This is a genomic window from Celeribacter baekdonensis, from assembly GCF_900102315.1.
In the GTDB taxonomy this organism is placed as follows: Bacteria; Pseudomonadota; Alphaproteobacteria; order Rhodobacterales; family Rhodobacteraceae; genus Celeribacter; species Celeribacter baekdonensis.
Genome location: NZ_FNBL01000006.1, coordinates 1 through 21,350, shown reverse-complemented (window position 1 = coordinate 21,350; position 21,350 = coordinate 1). Strand labels below are relative to the sequence as shown.

The 21,350-nt window shown below is 57.5% G+C and carries 18 protein-coding genes, 1 tRNA gene and 2 pseudogenes; 9 read left to right on the top strand and 12 right to left on the bottom strand.

What is annotated here, in order from left to right:
- Positions 1-26: 26 nt before the first annotated feature.
- From BLT54_RS11295 to BLT54_RS11270, 6 genes are all read right to left on the bottom strand, one after another.
- Positions 27-1,352 carry a S41 family peptidase gene (locus tag BLT54_RS11295; RefSeq protein ID WP_074645029.1) on the bottom strand — a complete coding sequence of 442 codons (1,326 nt, stop codon included), beginning with the start codon at positions 1,350-1,352 and terminating at the stop codon, positions 27-29.
- Between the two features lie 42 nt (positions 1,353-1,394).
- Positions 1,395-2,528, bottom strand: a complete 1,134-nt coding sequence (locus BLT54_RS11290) for a murein hydrolase activator EnvC family protein (RefSeq protein WP_074645026.1) — start codon at positions 2,526-2,528, stop codon at positions 1,395-1,397.
- Positions 2,525-4,051 carry a 2,3-bisphosphoglycerate-independent phosphoglycerate mutase gene (gene gpmI, locus BLT54_RS11285; RefSeq protein WP_074645024.1) on the bottom strand — a complete coding sequence of 509 codons (1,527 nt, stop codon included), beginning with the start codon at positions 4,049-4,051 and terminating at the stop codon, positions 2,525-2,527. The genes BLT54_RS11290 and gpmI overlap by 4 nt, the downstream gene beginning before the upstream one ends.
- A 103-nt stretch (positions 4,052-4,154) precedes the next feature.
- Complete coding sequence (gene rlmH, locus BLT54_RS11280; protein ID WP_074645022.1) at positions 4,155-4,625, bottom strand: 23S rRNA (pseudouridine(1915)-N(3))-methyltransferase RlmH; 471 nt, start codon at positions 4,623-4,625, stop codon at positions 4,155-4,157.
- The gene (gene rsfS / locus BLT54_RS11275; protein ID WP_074645020.1) at positions 4,625-5,014 is read right to left on the bottom strand and encodes a ribosome silencing factor; all 390 of its coding nucleotides are present in this window, start codon (positions 5,012-5,014) and stop codon (positions 4,625-4,627) included. The genes rlmH and rsfS overlap by 1 nt, the downstream gene beginning before the upstream one ends.
- A gap of 152 nt (positions 5,015-5,166) precedes the next feature.
- Positions 5,167-6,483: a mechanosensitive ion channel family protein gene (locus BLT54_RS11270; RefSeq protein ID WP_074645018.1), complete on the bottom strand. Its 1,317-nt coding sequence runs from the start codon at positions 6,481-6,483 to the stop codon at positions 5,167-5,169.
- Positions 6,484-6,762: 279 nt separating this feature from the next.
- Between BLT54_RS11270 and leuC the strand changes: the two genes are divergently transcribed.
- The 4 genes from leuC to BLT54_RS11250 all read left to right on the top strand — a co-directional run bounded on the left by leuC (position 6,763) and on the right by BLT54_RS11250 (position 10,984).
- Entirely contained in the window at positions 6,763-8,172 is a 1,410-nt protein-coding gene (gene leuC / locus BLT54_RS11265; RefSeq protein ID WP_074645016.1) for a 3-isopropylmalate dehydratase large subunit, read from the top strand.
- A gap of 18 nt (positions 8,173-8,190) precedes the next feature.
- Positions 8,191-9,729: a sialate O-acetylesterase gene (locus tag BLT54_RS11260; protein ID WP_074645014.1), complete on the top strand. Its 1,539-nt coding sequence runs from the start codon at positions 8,191-8,193 to the stop codon at positions 9,727-9,729.
- Positions 9,730-9,743: 14 nt separating this feature from the next.
- A complete protein-coding gene (gene leuD, locus BLT54_RS11255; RefSeq protein ID WP_074645012.1) occupies positions 9,744-10,349 on the top strand; it encodes a 3-isopropylmalate dehydratase small subunit in 606 nt (201 codons plus the stop codon).
- A gap of 116 nt (positions 10,350-10,465) precedes the next feature.
- A complete protein-coding gene (locus BLT54_RS11250) occupies positions 10,466-10,984 on the top strand; it encodes an HdeD family acid-resistance protein (protein ID WP_074645010.1) in 519 nt (172 codons plus the stop codon).
- Between the two features lie 40 nt (positions 10,985-11,024).
- Here the strand turns inward: BLT54_RS11250 and BLT54_RS11245 are convergent, their stop codons facing one another.
- The 3 genes from BLT54_RS11245 to BLT54_RS11235 form a co-directional block, all read right to left on the bottom strand.
- On the bottom strand, positions 11,025-11,264 hold the full coding sequence (locus BLT54_RS11245) for an EF-hand domain-containing protein (protein ID WP_009570134.1): 240 nt from the start codon (positions 11,262-11,264) through the stop codon (positions 11,025-11,027).
- A 292-nt stretch (positions 11,265-11,556) separates the two neighbouring features.
- Positions 11,557-12,213 carry a 3-oxoacid CoA-transferase subunit B gene (locus BLT54_RS11240; protein ID WP_074645008.1) on the bottom strand — a complete coding sequence of 219 codons (657 nt, stop codon included), beginning with the start codon at positions 12,211-12,213 and terminating at the stop codon, positions 11,557-11,559.
- Between the two features lie 11 nt (positions 12,214-12,224).
- A complete protein-coding gene (locus BLT54_RS11235) occupies positions 12,225-12,878 on the bottom strand; it encodes a CoA transferase subunit A (RefSeq protein WP_074645006.1) in 654 nt (217 codons plus the stop codon).
- A gap of 365 nt (positions 12,879-13,243) precedes the next feature.
- Here BLT54_RS11235 and BLT54_RS11230 point away from each other — a divergent pair, with 365 nt between their 5' ends.
- From BLT54_RS11230 to leuB, 3 genes are all read left to right on the top strand, one after another.
- Positions 13,244-14,080, top strand: coding sequence for a hypothetical protein (locus BLT54_RS11230; RefSeq protein ID WP_074645435.1), 837 nt, complete (start codon positions 13,244-13,246; stop codon positions 14,078-14,080).
- Positions 14,081-14,151: 71 nt separating this feature from the next.
- Entirely contained in the window at positions 14,152-15,129 is a 978-nt protein-coding gene (locus BLT54_RS11225; RefSeq protein WP_176832870.1) for an endonuclease/exonuclease/phosphatase family protein, read from the top strand.
- Positions 15,130-15,187: 58 nt separating this feature from the next.
- Complete coding sequence (gene leuB / locus BLT54_RS11220; RefSeq protein WP_074645004.1) at positions 15,188-16,291, top strand: 3-isopropylmalate dehydrogenase; 1,104 nt, start codon at positions 15,188-15,190, stop codon at positions 16,289-16,291.
- Between the two features lie 51 nt (positions 16,292-16,342).
- Here the strand turns inward: leuB and BLT54_RS11215 are convergent, their stop codons facing one another.
- Entirely contained in the window at positions 16,343-16,627 is a 285-nt protein-coding gene (locus BLT54_RS11215; protein WP_074645002.1) for a hypothetical protein, read from the bottom strand.
- A gap of 102 nt (positions 16,628-16,729) precedes the next feature.
- Between BLT54_RS11215 and BLT54_RS11210 the strand changes: the two genes are divergently transcribed.
- Positions 16,730-17,674, top strand: coding sequence for a DMT family transporter (locus BLT54_RS11210; RefSeq protein ID WP_074645430.1), 945 nt, complete (start codon positions 16,730-16,732; stop codon positions 17,672-17,674).
- Positions 17,675-17,722: 48 nt separating this feature from the next.
- A tRNA-Pro gene (locus BLT54_RS11205) sits at positions 17,723-17,799 on the top strand.
- 451 nt (positions 17,800-18,250) lie between these two features.
- On the opposite strand, the pseudogene BLT54_RS11200 reads toward BLT54_RS11205, so the two are convergent.
- Positions 18,251-19,595, bottom strand: a pseudogene (locus tag BLT54_RS11200) (IS1182 family transposase).
- Positions 19,596-19,877: 282 nt separating this feature from the next.
- Positions 19,878-21,267: pseudogene (locus BLT54_RS11195) on the bottom strand (transposase).
- Between the last annotated feature and the right edge of the window lie 83 nt (positions 21,268-21,350).

Here is a 21,350-nt window from a genome sequence, read left to right as displayed (position 1 = left end):
GCCACGCGGGCCCCCTCTCCATAGGATCAATTGCCGATTTTCGACAGACCTTTCAGCAAGTCGATCGCATAGGCGAGTTGGAAATCCTCATCGCGCAGTTTCGCGGCCTCTTCGGCGGCGGCGCGTTCTTCTTCGATTTTGCGGCGCTCATCCTCGGTGAAGCTGTCGTTGTTGAGCGCCCCGCGCAAATCCGCCTCGGAACGCAACGTCGGCGCATCCGCCGTCTCGTCGGCTTCGGGCTGGCGCGGCGGTTGTGCGACGATGATGTCGGGCGAAATGCCAAGCGCCTGAATCGAGCGCCCCGACGGCGTATAGTAGCGCGCCGTGGTCAGGCGCATCGCACCATCAGAGCGCAGTGGCATGACCGTTTGCACCGAGCCTTTGCCAAAGGATTTCGTCCCGACAACAACCGCGCGATGGTGATCTTGCAGGGCGCCCGAGACGATTTCAGAGGCCGAGGCCGAACCGCCATTGATCAGCACGACAATCGGTTTGCCCTCGGCCAAATCGCCCGGACGCGCATTGACGCGTTCGCTGTCTTCGGGCGTGCGGCCACGGGTCGAGACGATTTCACCCTCTTCCAGGAAAGCATCAGAGACCTTGATCGCCTGATCCAAAAGCCCGCCGGGGTTGTTGCGCAAATCGACGACGATGCCATCAACATTGGCCATGCCGCCCAGTTCTTCAACGCCCTTTTTCAGGCCATCTTCGAGGTTCGGATAGGTTTGTTCGTTGAACGTGGTGACACGCAGCACAATGGTGTGGCCTTCGACTCGCGAGCGCACGGCGGTCAATTTGATCGTGTCGCGGATGATGGAGATGTCAAACGGTTCTTCAACCCCCTCGCGCACCACGGTGATGACAATCTCGGACCCAACCGGCCCGCGCATCAATTCCACCGTTTGATCAAGGGTCATGCCCATCACGCTGCTGCCATCCACGGCGGTGATATAATCGCCGGTTTCGACACCTGCGATATCGGCGGGCGTGCCGTCCATCGGGGCGACGACTTTGACAAAGCCCTCTTCTTGCGTGACCTCAATGCCAAGCCCGCCAAAGGAGCCGGAGGTTTGCACCCGCATATCGGCGGCGTCTTTGGGGGACAGATAGGAGGAATGCGGGTCAAGTGAAGAGAGCATGCCGTCAATGGCCGCCTCGATCAGTTCTTCGGAGTCAACCTCTTCGACATATTGCGCACGGATGCGTTCAAACACGTCACCAAAAAGATCAAGCTGCTCGTAGACGTTGCTGGACTTCTCGGCTTCTTGCGCCAAAAGCGGGCCGGCGAATTGCGTCGAGATCAATGTGCCTGCAAGGATACCGGCCACGCCCGCCATCAAATATTTCTTCATTCTTGTTCCTCTCACCCGCCCGCCATGCGGGCCCTTGATCGACTAAAGCGGTGCGTTCGCGAACCATTGCTCCGGGTTCACCGGCTTTCCGCCTTCTCTGACCTCTATATAAAGCGTCTCTGACAGGCCAGCGCCAGTGCCCTGGGTGGCATTTTCCACAAAGGCGTCCAAATCGGGCGCGGCTCCGCCCATCAGGCCAACGGCTGTGCCAGCAGGGATCACCTCGCCAACTTCACCGTAGACCTCATCAAGCCCTGCCAAAACAAGCAATACGTCATTTCCAGGCTCAAGTATGATCACATTTCCGTAGTCCAGAAACGCGCCCTTGTAGCGGATGGTGGCGGGCCATGGCGTTGAGACCAAGGACAGCGCCCGCGTGGCCCAAAGCCATCCCGGACGTGCCACGCCCGCCGCATCGGGTTCTTTATAGCCGCGGATGAAAACGCCGCTGACTGGCATCGGCCATGTGCCCTTTGCCGCGTCCAGATCGGGCAAGGGACTGATCCCATCCACCACATCCATCACGGCAAGGCCGGAGGCAAAGGCCTCAAGTGTCTCGGAACTGTCAATCAGGGTCTTTAAGCGATCGGGATCAGTGGTGAACCGACGCGGAAGGTCAGTGCGCTCCGACATCGCCTGAGACAGGTCGGTGCGCGCCTGTTGCGCGTCTTTGAGACCTCGGGCAAGGGTCTCAAGCGCCTCATCTTGCAATTCCCGCAAAATAGAGACCTCTTCGAGTTTGATCCGAAGTGCATCGGCATCCGCCTGCATCGCGGGCGTGATCGCAGAGACCAACATGCCCGCGCGCGCGTGACCCAAAGGCCCGGTCGGATGCACCAAGGCTTCGGGGGAGGCATTGGGTTTGAGGTTGATCAAAATGCCAAGAAGTTGCGCGACTTGGCCGCTTTCATCCTGAAACTCACGGGCCAACTCACCTTCGCGCAGGGACACTTGCCGTAGCCCCGCGCGCATCGCTTCCAAGCCGTCTTCATAGGCGCGCACGACACGGGTCAGGGCCTTGACCCGATCCCCGGCAGATTGCGCCGCTTCCAATTCAGAATGCGCCATATTGAATTGCGCCACGGCCCCTTCGGCCAGCGCAGCAGGGCTTTCCTCCTGCGCCAGTGCGGCCCCGGTCAGAAGCGCAAAACAAACAGCGACAATCCCCAGTCTCATGTGACGATGAGGCTTTCGCCCGTCATTTCAGCGGGCTGATCGAGCCCCATCAACTCAAGGATCGTCGGTGCCACATCCGCCAAACGCCCGCCCGAACGCAACCGCGCGCCTTTGGGGCCACCGAACAGGATCACGGGAACCGGGTTGGTGGTATGCGCGGTGTGGGGCCCGCCCGTGATCGGGTCGATCATGGTTTCGCAATTGCCGTGATCGGCAATCACCAACATCGCGCCCCCGACTTTTTCAAGCTCGGCCACAACCTTGCCCAGACCATCATCCACCGCCTCACATGCGGCCATTGCGGCCTCCAAGATGCCCGTGTGACCGACCATATCGGGGTTGGCGAAATTGGTGACGATCAGGTCATAACCTTCATCAATCGCCCAGACGAATTTCTCGGCCACCTCGGGTTCGCTCATTTCAGGTTGCAAATCATAAGTCGCCACTTTCGGCGATTTTGGCATGAACCGATCCTCGCCCACCTCCGGCGTCTCTTTGCCGCCATTGAGGAAAAACGTCACATGCGGATATTTTTCGGTCTCGGCCAAGCGGAATTGTCTCAGGCCTTTCTTGGCCACCCATTCCCCCAACGTGTTGACGATGTCGCTTTTGGGATAGGCGGTGGTCATATAGGCGCCGTGGCTGACGGAATATTCGACCATGCCCAAGAATGCCGACAGGCGCGGACGCGGGCCAGTGTCAAACTCGGCAAACCCCGGCTCGCCAATGGCGCGCAGGATCTCACGGGCGCGGTCGGCGCGGAAGTTGAGACAGAAAAAGCCATCGCCATCTTTGACGCCCGCGTAATCGCCAATCACCGTGGCTTTGATAAACTCATCATGCTCGCCGCGCGCATAAGAGGCGGTGACGGCGTCTTTGGTCGTGGCGGCGGTTTCAACCCCTGTGCCATTGATCATCGCGAAATAAGCCTGGGACACCCGTTCCCACCGATTGTCGCGGTCCATCGCGTAATAGCGACCAATGACGGTGCCGACGGATGCGCCTATGGGCAGACGAGCAACAAGATCGGGGATGAATGTTGCCGAGGATTGCGGTGCAACATCGCGGCCATCGGTGATGGCATGGAGGATCACCGGCACGCCATGATCCGTGATGGCTTTGGCGGCGGCCAGCGTGTGTTCGATATGGCCATGCACACCACCGTCCGAGATCACGCCCATCAAATGCGCGGTGCCGCCCGCGGCTTTGACCTTTTCGGCAAAGGCGACAATTTCGGCGTTTTGAAAGAAAGACCCGTCTTCGATCGCCAAATCAATCTGACCCAAATCCATCGCCACAACCCGCCCTGCGCCGATGTTGGTGTGACCGACCTCGGAGTTGCCCATTTGTCCGCTCGGCAGGCCCACATCCGGGCCAAATGTGATCAACGTGTCATGCGGACACTCCGCCATCAGCCGATCAAAGGTTGGGGTTTTGGCCAAAACGGGGGCGTTTGCCTCGGGTGTTGGGCCAATCCCCCAGCCATCGAGAATACAAAGGACGACGGGTTTCGGTGTGGCCATGACGGGCTTCCTTCTAAACAGAGCAAAGCAGTTGCACCCTATCTAACGTGCCGTCACCGCTTGTTGAACCACCAAGGGCTTCATTGCAGCAAAAATACTTGGATCATTCGCGATGATAGGGCGATCCGGCCAGAATAGAGGCGGCACGGTAGAGTTGTTCGGTGAGCATGGCGCGAACCAACATATGCGGCCAGACCATTTTGCCCAAAGAGATTGAAAAATCCGCCTGTGCGCGCAGTGAGGGGTCAATCCCGTCTGCCCCGCCAATGACAAAGGCCACATCAGAGCGCCCGGCATCGCGCCAGCCCGCTAACTTATCTGCAAATTCAGGGGAGGTGAGCAGTTTGCCACGCTCATCCATGGTCACGATCACCGCACCTTTCGGCAAGGCCCGTTCCAAAAGCACCGCTTCCGCTTTCATCCCGCCGCCCTTTTTGTCCTCAACCTCAGAGAGGATCAAAGGCCCAAGGCCAAGCGCGCGCCCGGTGCGGTCAAACCGGGTGGTATAATCCTCAATCAACACCGCTTCAGGACCGGCACGCAGCCGGCCCACGGCATTGATGTGAACTTTCATCAGCTCTCAGTCGGTTTGGACTTCGACGCAGCGCGGGAGTCTTCTGCCGACATCCACATTTTTTCGAGCTGGTAGAATTCGCGGACTTCGGGACGGAAAATATGAACAATCACGTCGCCCGCATCAATCAAAACCCAATCGCCCTGATCTTTGCCTTCGATGCGCGAAAACACCTCGTGTTCCATTTTCAGCGCCGCAGAGAGTTTTTCGGCGGTCGCAGAAACCTGACGGGTCGAGCGACCGGAACAGATCACCATATAATCCGCCATTTCAGACTTGCCCTGCAAGCTGATGGTCACGATGTCTTCGGCTTTGTCTTGGTCAAGGAAGTCGGTGATGAAATTCAACAATTTCTGGCCACCAAATTTTTCAGAGGCTGCGCCTGTCATGGGCATCTCCGAATGTGCAGCGTCAAGGGCTGCGGTCTGAGTTTGAGACAGGACATAGTCCTCCTATCAAAGCGCGCCGTCATGCCCCGGCGCTGGGCATATAGTCAATATAACATCAGTAGAGGTAAATCTCAATGTACCCTGCGCGCCGATCAATCAACCCCCTTTGTGACAAGCTGTGACCCTTCCAAAACGCGGACTTCGCGTTGCGGGAAGGGGATGGAAATACCGCCCTCTTTGAATGCATCCCAAAGCGCAAGATAGACATCGCCGCGCACATTGGTCAGTCCGCCAGTGGGATCGGAAATCCAAAACCTCAGGATGTAATCCACCGAACTGTCGCCAAATCCAACGATATGGCAGACGGGCGGTTTGGTGGTCAGGACCCGATTAACGGCTTTGGCGGCGTCAATTGCGATCTGGCGGACTTGGTGCGGATCATCGTCATATGCGGTGCCAAAAAAGATGTCGAGGCGAACAAAATCGTTTGTATGCGACCAGTTGACCACCTGCCCGGTGATCAGGTCTTCGTTCGGGATCAAAAACTCTCTGCCATCACGGGTGGTGATCGAGGCATAGCGCGCGCCCAGCGTGTTGATCCACCCAAAGGTATCGCCCAGCGAAATCACATCGCCCGGTTTGATGGATTTGTCCAAAAGGATGATCACGCCGGACACGAGGTTTGACACAACTTTCTGTAAGCCAAAACCAAGCCCCACACCAATTGCCCCGGACAAGACCGCAAGCCCGGTCAGATCAAAACCAACCGCTTTCAGCCCGATGAAAAACGCGGCACCATAGAGAACCACCTGAACGCCTTTGATGATAAGTTCGCGCATTGAGGGCGAAATGTCTTCGTTGCGCCGAATGCGGGTCGAGGTTTGGCGTGCGGTGATGCGGGCGAAGGTGACCAAAAGACCCGTCACCACCAAGGCCTTCAACAGCGAAAGGGCGGAGAGGCGAAAATCGCCAAACTCCACCGCGATGCTGTCTAAAAACGATGCCGCCCAGCCCAACCCACCAAAGAAATAGAGCGTCACATAGGCCCATAGCCCCCAGCGTACCGTGCGACGCAAGGATCGGTTGCGGACCAGTTGCACCACAAATTCCACCGCGAACCACGCCGAGACGACCCGCGCGATGATGGCGATCAAATAGGAGCGCGACGGCCATGTGATCTCGTGCATCACGAGATAGACGGCCCAGAGGAGCAGCGCCCAAACCAACAAAGGCAGCCGCTTTTCCATTGCCAAAAGCAGGCGCAATTGCCATTTTGGCCGACCTTCTAAGCTGCGCATCCAATTGCGCATCCGGGCGCTGAGAATGCGCCCGATCAAGATCGCGCCAGCGAGCGTCACAAGGGTGATGCCGATCTGATAGAGGTTCCACCGTCTGAGCAGGCCTTGGAGAAACCCGAGGATATCACCGCCGGTTTGGTTCAAAAGCTCAGTGATCTGGGTCGGTTCCACGCGCAGTCCTTTGGTGTTTGGGTCAGCTTGGCACGGCAAAGCGCCAGCGCGCAAGCGCAGCGACCCCGCAACGTGTCAACTCCCTTGCGGGACTCAATGCCAATCTATATGTGATCCGCATGGAACGTATGTTTGAAATCGCTGACCGGGCCTGGTTGCCCTGGCGCTTCTTCGGAGCGATGTGCTCAGTCCTTGCCCGACTTTGATGCGGCCTGGACAGGTGTGTCCGCACGCCACCCATATTCCTAAAATTCACTCACATATCCACGGGAGAGCGAAATGACCGCCCCGAAGACACTCTATGATAAAATCTGGGACGCCCACGTGACCCACGAGGACGAAGATGGCACCTGTTTGCTGTACATCGACCGTCACCTCGTTCACGAAGTGACGTCCCCGCAGGCCTTTGAAGGTCTGCGCATGACCGGCCGCAAAGTCCGCGCGCCGGAAAAAACGATCGCCGTGCCGGATCACAATGTGCCGACCACACTGGATCGCGTCTCTGGCATCATCGCCAATGAAGAGAGCCGCATCCAACTTGAGGCGCTCGACACCAATGCCAAGGAATTCGGTGTGCATTACTATCCGGTGTCTGACATCCGTCAGGGCATCGTGCACATTGTTGGCCCGGAACAGGGTTGGACCCTGCCCGGCATGACCGTGGTTTGCGGCGACAGCCATACTGCCACCCACGGCGCATTCGGCGCTTTGGCGCATGGCATCGGCACCTCTGAGGTCGAACATGTTCTGGCCACCCAGACGCTGATCCAGCGCAAGGGCAAAAACATGAAGGTCGAAATCACCGGCAAGTTGAAGCCCGGCGTGACCGCGAAAGACATCACTCTGGCGGTGATCGGCGAAACCGGCACCGGCGGCGGCACCGGCTATGTGATTGAGTATTGTGGCGAAGCGATCCGCGATCTGTCGATGGAAGGCCGCATGACCGTCTGTAACATGGCGATTGAGGGCGGCGCGCGCGCGGGCCTGATCGCACCGGACGAAACCACATTTGACTATGTCAAAGGCCGCCCACACGCCCCCAAAGGCGCACAGTGGGACGCGGCTCTGAATTGGTGGAAAACCCTCTACACCGACGAAGGCGCCCATTTTGACAAGGTCGTGACGCTGAAAGGCGAAGACATTCAGCCGGTTGTGACCTGGGGCACCTCGCCCGAAGACGTGTTGCCGATCTCCGCAGTTGTCCCCTCGCCCGACGATTTCACCGGCGGCAAGGTTGACGCGGTCAAACGCGCGCTCGACTACATGGGCATCGAACCGGGTCAGAAACTGACCGACATCAAAATCGACACCGTGTTTATCGGGTCCTGCACCAACGGCCGGATCGAAGATCTGCGTGCAGCCGCCGCGATCCTCAAAGGCAAAAAGATCAAAGACGGCATGCGAGCGATGATCGTTCCGGGCTCCGGCCTTGTGCGCGCGCAAGCCGAAGAGGAGGGCTTGGCCGACATCTTTATCGACGCGGGCTTTGAATGGCGTCTGGCCGGGTGTTCCATGTGTTTGGCGATGAACCCGGATCAGCTTGCGCCGGGTGAGCGCTGTGCCGCCACCTCAAACCGCAACTTTGAAGGTCGGCAAGGCCGCGGCGGACGCACCCACCTGATGTCCCCGGCCATGGCAGCGGCGGCGGCGCTCACCGGTCATCTGACCGACGTGCGCGAGATGCTCTAAGCAGCTTGGGCCACGGGTATGGTGCAAAACACACCCTCTGATCTGATCCTGATGGCTGGCCAAAGCAACATGGCTGGCCACAAGGTTGGTGTGGATGATCTCGCTGAAACAGAGCGGGGTCTGATCGAGGGTGCGCGCATTTGGGCCGATGGGGCTTGGGTGCCGCTCGGCGTTGATGCGGGCTATCAGAAACGGGGGTTTGGCCCTGAACTGAGCTTTGCACGTCAGTGGCAAGTCCAGACCGGACGCCCCCTGTCCATCGTCAAACTGGCCAAAGGCGGGTCTTACCTGTCCCGCGGCTGGTCCGCCGAGGGGCGTGGTGGTCCGCTCTACCAGCGTTTGGTGGCCGAGGCGCGCGCCGCAATGGCCACAGGGCCAATGCGGTTGCGGGGCTTACTTTGGATGCAGGGCGAAAGCGATGCCTTGGATCTTGAGGATGCACAGGCTTACGGCGCACGGTTCGAAGGTTTTGTCGCCCGGTTGCGACAAGACCTCGGTGTGCCCGATTTGCCGGTTGTGGCGGGGCTGATCACGGCTCCGGGCGATCACGTTGATCTGGTGCGCGACGCCATAGCCTCTGCCGACGTAACGGCGTTCAAAACGGTGGAAACCCGCGACCTCGCGCATCGTCCTGACGGCATTCATCTGATGGCCTCCGGGCTTGCGGCACTGGGGCAACGCTTTGCCGATGCGCTGTCTTCTTTTGAGGACAGCGTGTTGATCCGCCAGTGGCTTTGGACCAGCGGCCAGTATCACGCATGGTATGAGGGCGAGACCCTGACGCCGAATGGTGTCGTGATCTCATTACCTCATGCGGTGGCTGACGATGGCTTTGCTGAACCGGGCTTTGGCCAAAGGTTCTTTCGCAAACGCGGCACGGCTGTGGTCTATGTCCGCGCGCGGATGTCCAATTGGTTTCAGGACGATGAGGTCTTTGAAATGGCCAGGGCGATCCGGGCCTTTGTCCCGAAAGAGACCAAACTCGTCGCCTACGGGGCCTCAATGGGCGCTTATGGCGGGCTTTTGCTGTCCGGGGCTTTGGGCGCGGATCGGGTTCTGGCCGTGGCTCCGCAATATTCCATCGACCGGGCGATTGTGCCTTGGGAAAAACGGTGGAGCAAAGCGGCAAAGCGGATCAACGGGTTTGTGCATCGGATGGAGGACCACGTGTCGCCGACGGCGCAAAAGCTTGTGTTCTATGATCCGCTCAATGCTGACCGAAATCAGATTGCCCTGTTTGACACCGATGAGACGTGGTCCCTGATCAAAATTCCGCTGGCCTCGCATCAGGTGGCGCAGCGGCTTTTGGACAGCAAATCCCTGCCCCTTCTGTTCGAAGGTCTGTTTGAAGACGGCCCGCCCGTGAATGACATCCGCAAAGCCGCCCGCGACCGGCGGCGTGACAGCAAAGTCTATTGGCTGACCCTGGCCAACAAAAGCGCCGAGCGCCGCCCGGGTCTTGCCCTTTATGCCATTGACCGTTGCCTTGAGGTCGGTGGCCCCAAATGGAAACTCAAAAAATTGCGCGAGACATTGTCCGCGCGTGAAACGACCTGAAAGGATTCGTGGACATGGAAAAATTTGAAAAGATCACGGGTATCGCGGCACCCATGCCGCTTGTGAATATCGACACCGATATGATCATTCCCAAAAACTTTCTCAAAACGATCAAACGCTCTGGTCTGGGTGTGAACCTGTTCGATGAGATGCGCTATGATGACGACCGCAACGAAATCCCCGATTTCGTGCTCAACAAACCGCAATATCGTGAGGCTCAGGTCATCGTTGCCGGTGACAACTTTGGCTGTGGCTCTTCACGCGAACACGCGCCTTGGGCCTTGGCGGATTTTGGCATCAAATGCATCATCTCGACCTCTTTCGCCGACATTTTTTACAACAACTCTTTCAAAAACGGCATCCTTCCCATTGTGATGCCACAAGAGGTTGTGGATGTGTTGATGTCCGATGCCGAAAAGGGTGCAAACGCACGTATGACCGTTGATCTTGAGGCTCAGACCGTGACCACTTCGGACGGCCAAGAGTTCCCGTTTGAAGTCGATGCGTTCAAAAAGCATTGCTTGCTGGAAGGGCTCGATGACATCGGCCTGACCATGGCGAATGTCAAAGATATCGACGCCTATGAAGCCAAAATGGCACAGGAACGTCCTTGGGTCTAAGCGCAACTTAAAGACCATCACGACAGATTTGAAGCGGCGGCCCCTCGGGTCGCCGTTTTAATTTGGCCCTGAGTGTTTATATCTTGTCTAAAATCCCCAATCCCATGGAGGGCGCTATGATCAACTGGAAAACTTGGGTCGGCCTTGGTGCCTTGGCCTTTCTCTTTGGCGTCTTGGCGCTGGGCAATGCGGTGATCGCCTCGCTGGCCATCACGATTCTTCTCGGCACGCTGTTCGCCATCACAGGTGCGGCGCAACTTTGGGCCGGATTTTCCGCAGAGGCTGGAGGGCACCGTATCTTTAGCCTGCTTTGGGGGTTGATCAGCTTGATGATCGGGGTGAGTTTTATCGCCAATCCGGTTGAGGGCACCCTGTCCCTGACCATGGTGGTCATGGCCTTTCTTTTGGCCTCCGGTGTGATCCGGTTGGTGATGTCATGGCAAATGCGGCAGACGCGGTTCTTTTGGGCCATGCTCTTGTCCGGTGCCGTGACCGTCCTGCTGGCTGGCTATATCTTTGCCAATTTTGCCGCCGTGTCGCTGTCGCTTTTGGGCATCTTGCTTGGCATTGAGCTTTTGGTGAATGGCGCGGGTCTGGTCGGATTTGGATTGTTCCTGCGCAGCCATCGCTCATAACGGAAACGGCGGCCCTTACAGGCCGCCGCATCCAGTCCTTTTATTCCATGGGCGGAAGCAGACCCTCGGTTTGCGCCGTGGCCAGTTCCTCAATGGACACTTCCCCACTCTCATCCGTGTCGATTGCCGCAAAGGTATCTTCCGTCATGTCGGGATAGGCCATCAGCATTTCCTCCATGGAGTAAGTGCCGTTTTCATCGGCATCCATCAGAGTCATCTGCGCGAAAGCCGGGGCTGCGAGCAAAGTCAGTGCGCCAAAAGTCAAAGCGATACGTGTCATGTCATGTGTCCTTTCAGTGTGTGGCACCCGCGTCATATCTGCGGGCACATTGAAACGGTTTTGAACCGCTGCCTTGAGAGATACGTTTGAAAGGCAAAGGCACAAGAGCTTAAAAATATTGGAATATTTTGCGCACAAGCTCGCCACAGCCTCGCAACATCTTGCGCATTTTTCGGCAGCTTTCAGCGAATAGGCGGCGTTTGAGGCCGAAAATCGGCGAGATGACGCCCGTATGAGAAAGGGCGGCATAGACCCCCCTTGATATAAAATACGCTGATCCTCCGGCAGGGATTCAACAGCCCAGATGCATTTCCGGCACATTTGTGTCGTGAATGAGCCTGGCCTCCGTCATCGCAAGGATCACCTCAAGCGTGACGTTTGGTGCGCGTTCGATCAGATGCAGGCCGTCGTCTTCGGGTTTGAACACGCCAAGCTCGGTGACGATCAAATCGACCCGACGTTGGGAGGTCAGCGGCAGCGTGCATTCACGCAGGATTTTGGCCTCGCCTTTGGCCCTGTGGAGCATCGCGATGATCACCTTTTTCGCGCCGGTCACCAAATCCATCGCGCCGCCCATGCCGGGCGTGTACTGGCCGGGGATGGTCCAATTGGCGAGATGCCCGGCCTCATCGACCTGAAGCGCGCCAAGCACCGTCAAATCAAGATGCCCACCCCGGATCAGACCAAAGGAAAAAGCGGAATCAATTGTCGATGCACCCGGTACGAAGGACACGAACCTGCCGCCCGCATCGGTGAGGTGACGGTCGCCCATGCCTTCGGGCGGACGATGCCCCATCCCGACCGCGCCATTTTCGGCCTGAAAAAACACCCCCATATCTTCGTCGAGATAATCAGACACAAGCGTGGGAATGCCGATGCCGAGGTTCACCAATGTGTTGGGCTCAATCTCCTGCGCCACGCGGCGGGCGATAAGGGCTTTGGGGTCCATGATGTGCCTCCTTATGTCGTGGTTTGGATGACGTGATCAACGAGAACGCCGGGGGTTTTGACCGCATCGGGCGGGATCACACCCACGGGCACGATCTCTTCGGGTTCGCAAATCACGGTGCGACCTGCGAGCGCCATGATCGGGTTAAAATTGGTGGCGGTGAGCATATAGGACAGGTTGCCAACGTAGTCGCAGGAGCGCGCGGCGATCAGAGCAAAATCGGCGGAGAGCGGCAGTTCGAGCAAATAGTCTTTGCCATCGACCTCGATGATCTGTTTGCCCTCGGCCACTAACGTACCCACACCCGTCGGTGTCAAAATACCGCCAAGGCCCATACCCGCGGCACGGATGCGTTCGACCAATGTGCCCTGCGGCACCAATTCCACCTCCAACTCACCCGAGGCATATTGCGCCTGAACGATGGTGTTCAGCCCCATATGGCTACAGATCAGTTTCTTGACGCAATGCGCGGCAAACAGCGGCCCCGGCCCGGTGGTGTCCCGCGCGGTGTCATTTGAGATCAGGGTCAGGTCTTTTTTGCCGGCCGCTGCCAGCGCATGAACGATCCCGTCGGGGACGCCCACGCCCATAAATCCCGACAGCATCACAGAGGCCCCATCCGGGATCAGATCGACCGCGTCATGGAGCGATATGGCAAGATGCATGGTTTTCCTCCCTCCCTTTCCATTTTCAAGGGTAATCAAATCACGGATGGGTGATCATTTCCATGCGCTCGGTCAACGTGGGGCAAAAGACCATGGGCGGAGAAACGATGACAGAGCAGGCACACAGCATATTGTGGCGACTTTGCTTGCCCCCCATAGGCTCGCGAAAAATGATGTAAAATCGCACCGCTTTGTCCACGAAACGGCCCCAATTGCCCCGTTAACCTTAACCATTCCTTGCTGGAGCAGATGAAAGAAGGCAAAAGTTGGGCAAGATTGAGGCAGTCGGCCATATTTGGCAGGATCAAAATGGGAAAAGAGAGCGGCATCGTATCGCACTCGACCAGTTTGAAGGGAAATGGGCAGTGATATATCGCATCCTGGGAGCGATTGTGCGCGCGGTGTTGGTGGTCATGCTGATCACAACGCCGTCGGTTTTGTTGCCAAATGTATCCGCTGATGGTGCGCAAATCGTTGCCCTCGTGGCGCTGTTCGGCGCGGCTTTGACCTTTTTCGAATATGTCTCCGCCTATCCGGGTCTTGTCGAGTTTCGCGATGCACCGCCGTTCAATCGTGTGCGGTTTGGGTCGCTGTTTCTCACCGTCTTGTTGCTCACGTTGATTTTTCGTGGAACCACCGAGCCCACGATCGCCACCGATTTTGTGACCTCAGTGGGGGCTTTGATCGGCTATGTGCTCGATTTCCCCTACTCTCCGGTGCGGCTCATGTTGCTTGCCCTGCCCGAAGGCGCGTCTTTGAGCGAGATTGAGATGATGCGCGAAGCCGCAGGCCTCAGCTATCTCATCTCCTTGGTCGCCCTGTCAGTCTTTGTGATCATTTTGCGGCTTGGCCATTGGCCCTCCAAATCCGGCTCCTTTAATGTCTGGATCAACCTGCCCACCTTCGATCCCACCGCCGGTGGCGACGTGATTGCACGTCTCAAACGCGATGCGCGGATCAACATTGTGATTGGCTTTTTATTGCCATTCCTCATCCCGGCCGTGATACAATCCGCCTCAAACCTGTTCGGTGGTTTGAGTGTCACCAACGACCAATCCCTGATCTGGACCGTGACCGCATGGGCGTTTTTGCCATCCTCTTTGTTCATGCGCGGCATCGCCATGGAGCGCGTGGCCTCGATGATCGCCGAAAAGCGGCGTCAGACCTACGCGAAGGCCGATTTCGACCACCAACTGGTGTGATCTGCCGTCTTTTCCTTACCCTCTGCCTTGTCGTTTGGCCCCTTGTCGGCCAAGCGCAAGATCGGCTGCGCGTGGCAACATGGACCGTCGAACTGACGCGCAAAGGGCCGGGAGTTTTGCTGCGCGATATTCTCAAAGGCGATGACGCTCAAATCCTCGCCGCTCAAACTCACATCAAAACGCTGTCCCCCGATATTCTGCTGCTCGTTGGATTTGACACCGACCTTGATGGCCACGCCTTGGCGCAATTTGCCCGCGAACTCGACTATCCGTATCTTTTCACCCGTTCGGGCAATTCCGGTCGCTCAACGGGCATCGACATGGACAAAGACGGGCGGTTTGGCGAACCGGAAGACGCGCAATCCTACGGCGACTTCACCGGACAGGGTGGCATCGCTTTTTTGTCGCGCTTGCCGATTGATGTCGATGGCATCCGCGATTTTTCCGAAATGCTGTGGCGGGATTTGCCCGGTGCACGCATTCCAAAGGGCTATTTTGATCCAAAAGATTTGGACGTTTTGCGCCTCTCCTCTCATGCCCATTGGGATGTTCCCGTGCTTTGGAACGACACGCCATTGCATCTGTTCACCTATGCCGCCACCTCTCCGGTGTTTGATGGCGACGAGGATCGCAATGGCCGGCGCAACGCCGACGAAACCCGGTTTTGGCAATTGTATCTCGATGGCGCGCTGGCCCTGCCACCGCCCGATGCGCCCTTTGTGATCCTTGGCGATAGCAACCTTGATCCCTCCGATGGCGATGGGCTGCGGGTGGATATGGTGGCTTTGCTGTCCGATCCGCGCCTGCAAGACCCAAAACCGCGCTCTGATTTGGACGCTACGATCGCCACACCCGATCATCTGGGTGATCCGACCTTGGACACCGCCGATTGGAGTGACCCTGTGCCCGGCAATTTGCGGGTCGATTATGTGCTGCCGTCCAAGGCGATGACCGTCTTGGATGCCGGGGTGGCCTGGGCCCCCTCGGAAGGTTTGGAAAATCCGTTTCGACATGGGCTTGTCTGGGTCGATCTCGCGCGGATTCCTTGACGTCCGCGCGGCGGTCCGTTACGCCGGGTCGACCCTAAAAATAAGGACTCGATGCGATATGAGCACGCCCTCTCTCCTCATTCTGCCCGGCGATGGTATTGGCCCCGAAGTGATGGCCGAAGTCATCAAAATCATTGACTGGTACGGCGACAAGCGCGGCCTGAACTTTGATGTCTCAATGGACCTCGTGGGGGGCGCGGCCTATGACAAACATGGCGTGCCTTTGGCCGATGAAACCATGGCAAAGGCGCATGAGGTCGATGCCGTTTTGTTGGGTGCCGTGGGGGGGCCGAAATACGATGTGCTTGATTTCTCGGTGAAACCCGAACGCGGGCTGTTGCGTCTGCGCAAAGAATTGGACCTGTTTGCCAACCTGCGCCCGGCACAATGTTTTGATGCGCTGGCCGATTTCTCTTCGCTGAAAAAAGACATCGTCGCCGGACTTGATATTATGATCGTGCGCGAATTGACCTCGGGCATCTATTTTGGTGAGCCGCGCGGTATCATCACCGAGGGCAACGAGCGCGTTGGCATCAACACCCAGCGCTACACCGAATCCGAAATCCGCCGCGTGGCGATTGCGGCTTTTGAGTTGGCGATGAAGCGCGGCAAAAAGCTGTGCTCGATGGAAAAAGCCAACGTGATGGAATCTGGCATTCTGTGGCGCGAAGTCGTCGAAGAGGTGGCCAAAGATTACCCCGAGGTCGCTGTCAGCCACATGTATGCCGACAATGGCGCGATGCAGTTGGTGCGGGCCCCGAAACAGTTCGACGTCATCGTGACCGACAACCTGTTTGGTGACATCCTGTCCGATTGTGCGGCGATGCTCACCGGCTCGCTTGGCATGTTGCCCTCCGCCTCCTTGGGGGCTCCGATGGCCAATGGCCGCCCGCGCGCCATGTACGAACCGGTGCACGGCTCCGCGCCCGACATCGCCGGTCAAGGCAAAGCCAACCCGATCGCCTGTATCCTCTCCTTTGCCATGGCGCTTCGCTATTCCTTTGATGAGGGCGCTGAGGCCACGCGTTTGGAAGCCGCGATTGAAAAAGTGCTGGCCGATGGTGTGCGCACAGCGGATCTTTTGGGGGAAGAGGGCGCAACGCCTGTGACCACCTCCGAGATGGGCGACAAGATCATCGAGGCGCTGAACGCGTCGCTTTGAACATCGGCACTGCGATTGACATATACGAAAGGGCATCCTCACGGGTGCCCTTTAATCAAACAGATCAAACACATCATCAGCCACATCAAACAACCGATGCGCGATGGATTTTTGGTTTTTCTTTTTCTTCTTTTTGGGCCCGCGCTCAGGAGGGGGACGCTTTTTCCCGCTGACAATAAACGGGTCTTCGACATGATCCGTGCGCAGTGCCTTGAGCCGCGATAAAGGCGCACCGCAGGCTTTACATTGCAATTCATGCCGGGCACCCTGTCCGAAAGACAGCACGGTTTTAGAGCCGCAGTAACAACAGGTTGCCGATTTATGTGTGCGATACATCTGCCCAATGTGGGGCTGATGTATGGCTGTGACAAGGGATGCACCCTTGTGTGTTTTGAAATCTGGCCTATTGATAGCGCAAACAGCAGGTGGGATGATCTTATGAATATCACAGGCGCATTTTACGCCCTTGCGGCTTTTGCCATTTTTTCAACCCATGACGTGGTGATCAAATTCCTGGGCGGTGTCTATGCGCCGTTTCAAATCATCTTTTTCTCAACACTGTTCTCTTTCCCGTTGGTGATGTTCATGCTGATCCGCGATCGCACGGAGGGGCATTTGCGCCCGGTGTACCCGTTGTGGACCCTGCTTCGGACCATGGCGGCCATGATCAACACGGTCGCCGCCTTTTATGCTTTTTCCGTTTTGCCGCTGGCGCAGGTCTACGCCCTGATCTTTGCCACCCCCCTTGTCATCACCATCCTGTCCATTCCGATCTTGGGTGAAAAAGTGGGATTTCACCGTTGGGCCGCTGTCGTTGCCGGGCTGATCGGGGTGCTGGTGGTGTTGCGCCCCGGTGGGACAGACTTCACACTTGGCCATATGGCGGCGCTGTCCTGTGCCTTTTTCGGCGCGTTTGCCTCCATCGTGGTGCGCAAAGTCGGCCGCGAAGAACGCACCGCCGTTTTGATGCTCTATCCGCTGATCGCCAACTTCGTCGTCATGGGGGCGATGATGATCTTTTTCTACAAACCCCTGCCCCTTTTGGACCTCGGCGGTGTCGGCATGGTGTCGCTGTTGGGCTTCACAGGTGGGGTGCTTTTGATCTTGGCTTACCGTGCCTCAGAGGCTGCAGTCGTGGCACCGATGCAGTATTCCCAAATCATCTGGGCAACGATTTTTGGCTATTTTATCTTCGGCGAAACCGTCGATATGCCCACGGTGATCGGCGCCGGGATCATCATCCTGTCTGGTCTTTACATCGTGTTCCGGGAATCACGGGGCGGGCATTCGGAAAACACGCCCGTGCTCAGAACCCGCTCGCGGGCCTCCTCCGCCGCCTCCTTTCGAATCTCGCCCTTTATTCGCCGTGTAAAACAGCGCTAATTGGCCCTTGCAAATCCGCGCAAGTCGCTATATCCCGCCCGTCACGGTCGGGCTGTAGCGCAGCCTGGTAGCGCACCTGCTTCGGGAGCAGGGGGTCGGAGGTTCGAATCCTCTCAGCCCGACCAATGTAACCTTTGGGGTATGCCCCATAGTTTTGCCACTTTGCCCCCCATAGTTCTGCCTCTGGCTCATAAAATAGGCACCTTTCCTCGTCAGATGATTTCGGGGTTCAAGCATCTTATAAGCTTAATCCCTTGTGAAGCTTTTTTTGTGAGTATGGGCGGATTGTGTTGAAAAACTCTCATGCAGCGCTTTGGGGCCAAATTTGGCAGAACAATATTCCGAATTATTCAAACTCTAGCGGCATCACGAGGTGCAATCAGCTCGTCGAGGAATCGTTTCCCACATTTCCGCAATTTGCAAATGCAGCAAAGAGTTTTTCAACGGAATGGGCGGATACTGTTGAAAAAGTCGGAGTGTTTTGGAGAATTTTCGCGTCGTTGGTGACAGAGCGCCCCTTTGGCTACGGATTTTGCCGGTTGGTTTGCCGGAGATCGGCTATTTTGACCGTTCAGGTCATGCGTTGGCCTCCTTTTGAACGCACTGCGGGCGGAGTTTGGCGAGTTTTCGCAGGTTCTGGGCGATGGCGGCGATGAGAAATTCGTCCTTTGCGCCGTTCGGTCCTCGAAGCCTGAGCCGCGTGAGGTTCAGGATGCGCTTCAGGTGAGCGAATAGCATCTCGACCCTTTTCCTTTTGTCCCGTGAGATCTTGTAGGCTTTGGTCTTGCGGCATGCCCGGGCGAACTCGCGTGCTTCCTCGTGCGGCTCGCGGGTCACGTATCGCGCTTTGGCTTTCGGACAGCAGATGTCCTTGGATGGACAAACCTGACGGGCCGCCTTCAGAGCGCGGTATTTCTTTCTTCCAACGGTAGCCTGACCTCGGTTTGGATCGGAATAGGTGTGGCGGAACTGTTTCAGCGCATGGCCCTCGGGGCAGATGTACTGGTCATTCTTTTCGTCCCATTCGAAGTCGGATCTGAAGAAGGTGCCATCCGTGCGCTCCGACTTATCAATGACAGGGATGAACGGAATGATGCTGCGCCTTTCGACCAGCCAACCACTCCGGCCGAATGCCGAACCGTTTCTCGGTCCGATCAAGCATCGTGCGCGATGCACCCACCTCGGCTTGCCGAATGGCGCGCGTGGCTTCAACATCCATGATCACTGAGCTTTTGATGTCGATCAGGTAGTTGGTGGCATAGGCGAAATACGGGCGGCTTTCATCCGCGCGGGTCCATTGCGCCGCCGGGTCGGACTTGGCGACGAACTTCGGCTGGACCGAGGAGGCAGCTCCGAAGGCAGCGTTATCGAGGGTTTCCAGATATTCGCGCGCTGCCCTGTTGCCTGCCTTGCGCGCGACATATGCGTCCCAATCGCTTGCGGCAATCGACCGGGTCTTGTTCGCGTCCGCCGGGATCAGACTGGCGTCGACGGCAAAGCCTTCACCCGAAACGAGGTCCTCTTTCAGGCAGCGCTCGACGGTCGCCTCGAACACCTGCCGAAGCAGATCGCTGTCGCGGAATTTGCCGTGGCGATAGCGGGAGAAGGTCGAGTGGTCCGGGACTTTGCCTTCAAGGCCGAGCCGACAGAACCAGCGATAGGCCAGGTTCAGATGGACCTCATCACAAAGTCGGCGTTCGGAACCGATCCCCATGACATAGCCGATGACCAGCATCTGGATGATCAGCCCGGGTCGATTGAGGGACGTCCTAGGGGAGCTGTAGAACGGGCGCAGAACCTCCCGCATGCCATCCATATCGAGGAAACGGTCAATCTCTCGGAGCATGTGATCCGAGGGCACGTGCCGGTCCAAATCGAAGTCATAAAACAACTGCGCCGGTGCGTCCTGAGTTCCCATCATGATGAAATCCTCCAATTCCCTCATAGTTGAGTGAATCAAACGACTTGCCGCGCCGCAACAAAGACTTTTTCAACAGCATGGGCGGATTGGGGACATTCGCTGCGTTCAGGACCAACGGCAGCGATGCGCAGGAAACGGAATTTGCAAAGTTTGGCCCATTTCCCGACCGCGGCCTTTCGTTTAGACTGCGGCGAATGGCTGTTGAGAGCCGATTCTGTGGAAAAACAGACGTTTGCAAACGCAGAAATAGCCGTTCCAAATCGGGCGCGCGCGCCTTTTCTGTCAGGCTTTTCGCGTTTGCTGCGGTGCAGGAAGGATCTTGGCTAGTTTGCGGAGGTTTTGGGCGGTGGCGGCGAGGAGGAATTCGTCATTTGCGCCGCACGGCCCACGTAATCGCAGTCGTCCCAGCCCGAGAATGCGTTTGAGGTGGGCGAAGAGCATTTCGACCTTCTTCCTGAGCTTCATTGCAATCTGGTATTCTGCGGTTTTGGCCAGATCCCTAGCGACCTGACGCGCATCTTCGTGCTCCTCGCGGGTGATCTTGCGCGCATCAGCGTTGGGGCAGCATTTTTGCTTGGACGGGCAGACCTGGCAGACTTCTTTCAAGGCGCGATAGCGTGCGGTGCCCTTGCCCGTCGGCCCCCGGTTTGGATCAGAGTAATTCCGGCGGAACTGCTTGAGCGCGTGACCCTCGGGGCAGATGTATTGATCGTTCTGCGCATCCCAGTCGAAATCTGCGCGTGTCCAGGTGCCGTCCTCTCGTCCGGCCTTGTCGATCACCGGGATGTAAGGATCGATCTTGCGATCCACGAGCCAGCCGAGCATCGGGCCGGAGCCGTAGGCGGTATCGGCAATCATCCAGTCAGGGACCAGATCGAACTTGTCTTTCACCCGTGTCAGCATGGTCTTCGTCGATCCAACCTCGGCTTGCCGGATCGAACGGGTGCCTTCGACGTCCAAAATAACACCGTGATCCGTGTCGATCAGGTAATTGTCGGAATAGCTAAAGAAAGCAGGCCCTTTGCGGGCCGCAGTCCACTGGCTGGCCGGATCGGAATGCGAGGTGAACTTGGGCTGGACATCGCTGGCAGCGCCAAATGCGGCATCGTCGAGCGTGTCGAGATACTCGCGGACCGCGCGCGCGCCCCGCGTCTGCCGGATCGATGGTCGACGCATCCCATTCTTCCTTCGGGGTTGAGTTCTGCTTGTTCGCATCCGCTTCGATCAGGCTGGCGTCCACTGCCATGCGCTGCCCGCTGGCAAGTCCTTCTTCGATGCAACGTGCAACTGTCGTCTCGAACAGATGGCGCAGCAGCTCGCTCTCGCGGAAACGGCCATGGCGGTTCTTTGAGAAGGTCGAATGGTCTGGAATGCGATCGTTCAGATCGAGACGGCAGAACCAGCGATAAGCCAGGTTCAAATGCACTTCCTCACAGAGCCGTCGTTCCGACCGGATGCCGAAACAGTATCCGACCAGCAGCATCCGGATCAGCAGCTCGGGATCGACGGAGGGACGGCCGGTGTGGCTGTAGAAATCCGCCAAATGGGCACGGATGCTGCTCAGGTCGACAAACCGGTCGATCGATCGCAGCAGGTGGTCTTGCGGGACATGATCCTCAAGCGAGAACTCGTAGAAAAGTGCTGCCTGTGCTTCCTGTCTCGGCCCCATCATCGTCAAACCCTCCCGCCCGTCAGAAGAATTGAATCAGCAACTTACGCTTCGATCAAGCACGAGTTTTTCAACAAAATACGCCC

Excerpts from the sequence above, each read along its gene's own strand:
- BLT54_RS11295 (WP_074645029.1), bottom strand. The coding sequence starts at position 1,352 with ATGAAGAAATATTTGATGGCGGGCGTGGCCGGTATCCTTGCAGGCACA.
- BLT54_RS11290 (WP_074645026.1), bottom strand. The coding sequence starts at position 2,528 with ATGAGACTGGGGATTGTCGCTGTTTGTTTTGCGCTTCTGACCGGGGCC.
- gpmI (WP_074645024.1), bottom strand. The coding sequence starts at position 4,051 with ATGGCCACACCGAAACCCGTCGTCCTTTGTATTCTCGATGGCTGGGGG.
- rlmH (WP_074645022.1), bottom strand. The coding sequence starts at position 4,625 with ATGAAAGTTCACATCAATGCCGTGGGCCGGCTGCGTGCCGGTCCTGAA.
- rsfS (WP_074645020.1), bottom strand. The coding sequence starts at position 5,014 with ATGACAGGCGCAGCCTCTGAAAAATTTGGTGGCCAGAAATTGTTGAAT.
- leuC (WP_074645016.1), top strand. The coding sequence starts at position 6,763 with ATGACCGCCCCGAAGACACTCTATGATAAAATCTGGGACGCCCACGTG.
- BLT54_RS11260 (WP_074645014.1), top strand. The coding sequence starts at position 8,191 with ATGGTGCAAAACACACCCTCTGATCTGATCCTGATGGCTGGCCAAAGC.
- leuD (WP_074645012.1), top strand. The coding sequence starts at position 9,744 with ATGGAAAAATTTGAAAAGATCACGGGTATCGCGGCACCCATGCCGCTT.
- BLT54_RS11250 (WP_074645010.1), top strand. The coding sequence starts at position 10,466 with ATGATCAACTGGAAAACTTGGGTCGGCCTTGGTGCCTTGGCCTTTCTC.
- BLT54_RS11245 (WP_009570134.1), bottom strand. The coding sequence starts at position 11,264 with ATGACACGTATCGCTTTGACTTTTGGCGCACTGACTTTGCTCGCAGCC.
- BLT54_RS11240 (WP_074645008.1), bottom strand. The coding sequence starts at position 12,213 with ATGGACCCCAAAGCCCTTATCGCCCGCCGCGTGGCGCAGGAGATTGAG.
- BLT54_RS11235 (WP_074645006.1), bottom strand. The coding sequence starts at position 12,878 with ATGCATCTTGCCATATCGCTCCATGACGCGGTCGATCTGATCCCGGAT.
- leuB (WP_074645004.1), top strand. The coding sequence starts at position 15,188 with ATGAGCACGCCCTCTCTCCTCATTCTGCCCGGCGATGGTATTGGCCCC.
- BLT54_RS11215 (WP_074645002.1), bottom strand. The coding sequence starts at position 16,627 with ATGTATCGCACACATAAATCGGCAACCTGTTGTTACTGCGGCTCTAAA.
- BLT54_RS11210 (WP_074645430.1), top strand. The coding sequence starts at position 16,730 with ATGAATATCACAGGCGCATTTTACGCCCTTGCGGCTTTTGCCATTTTT.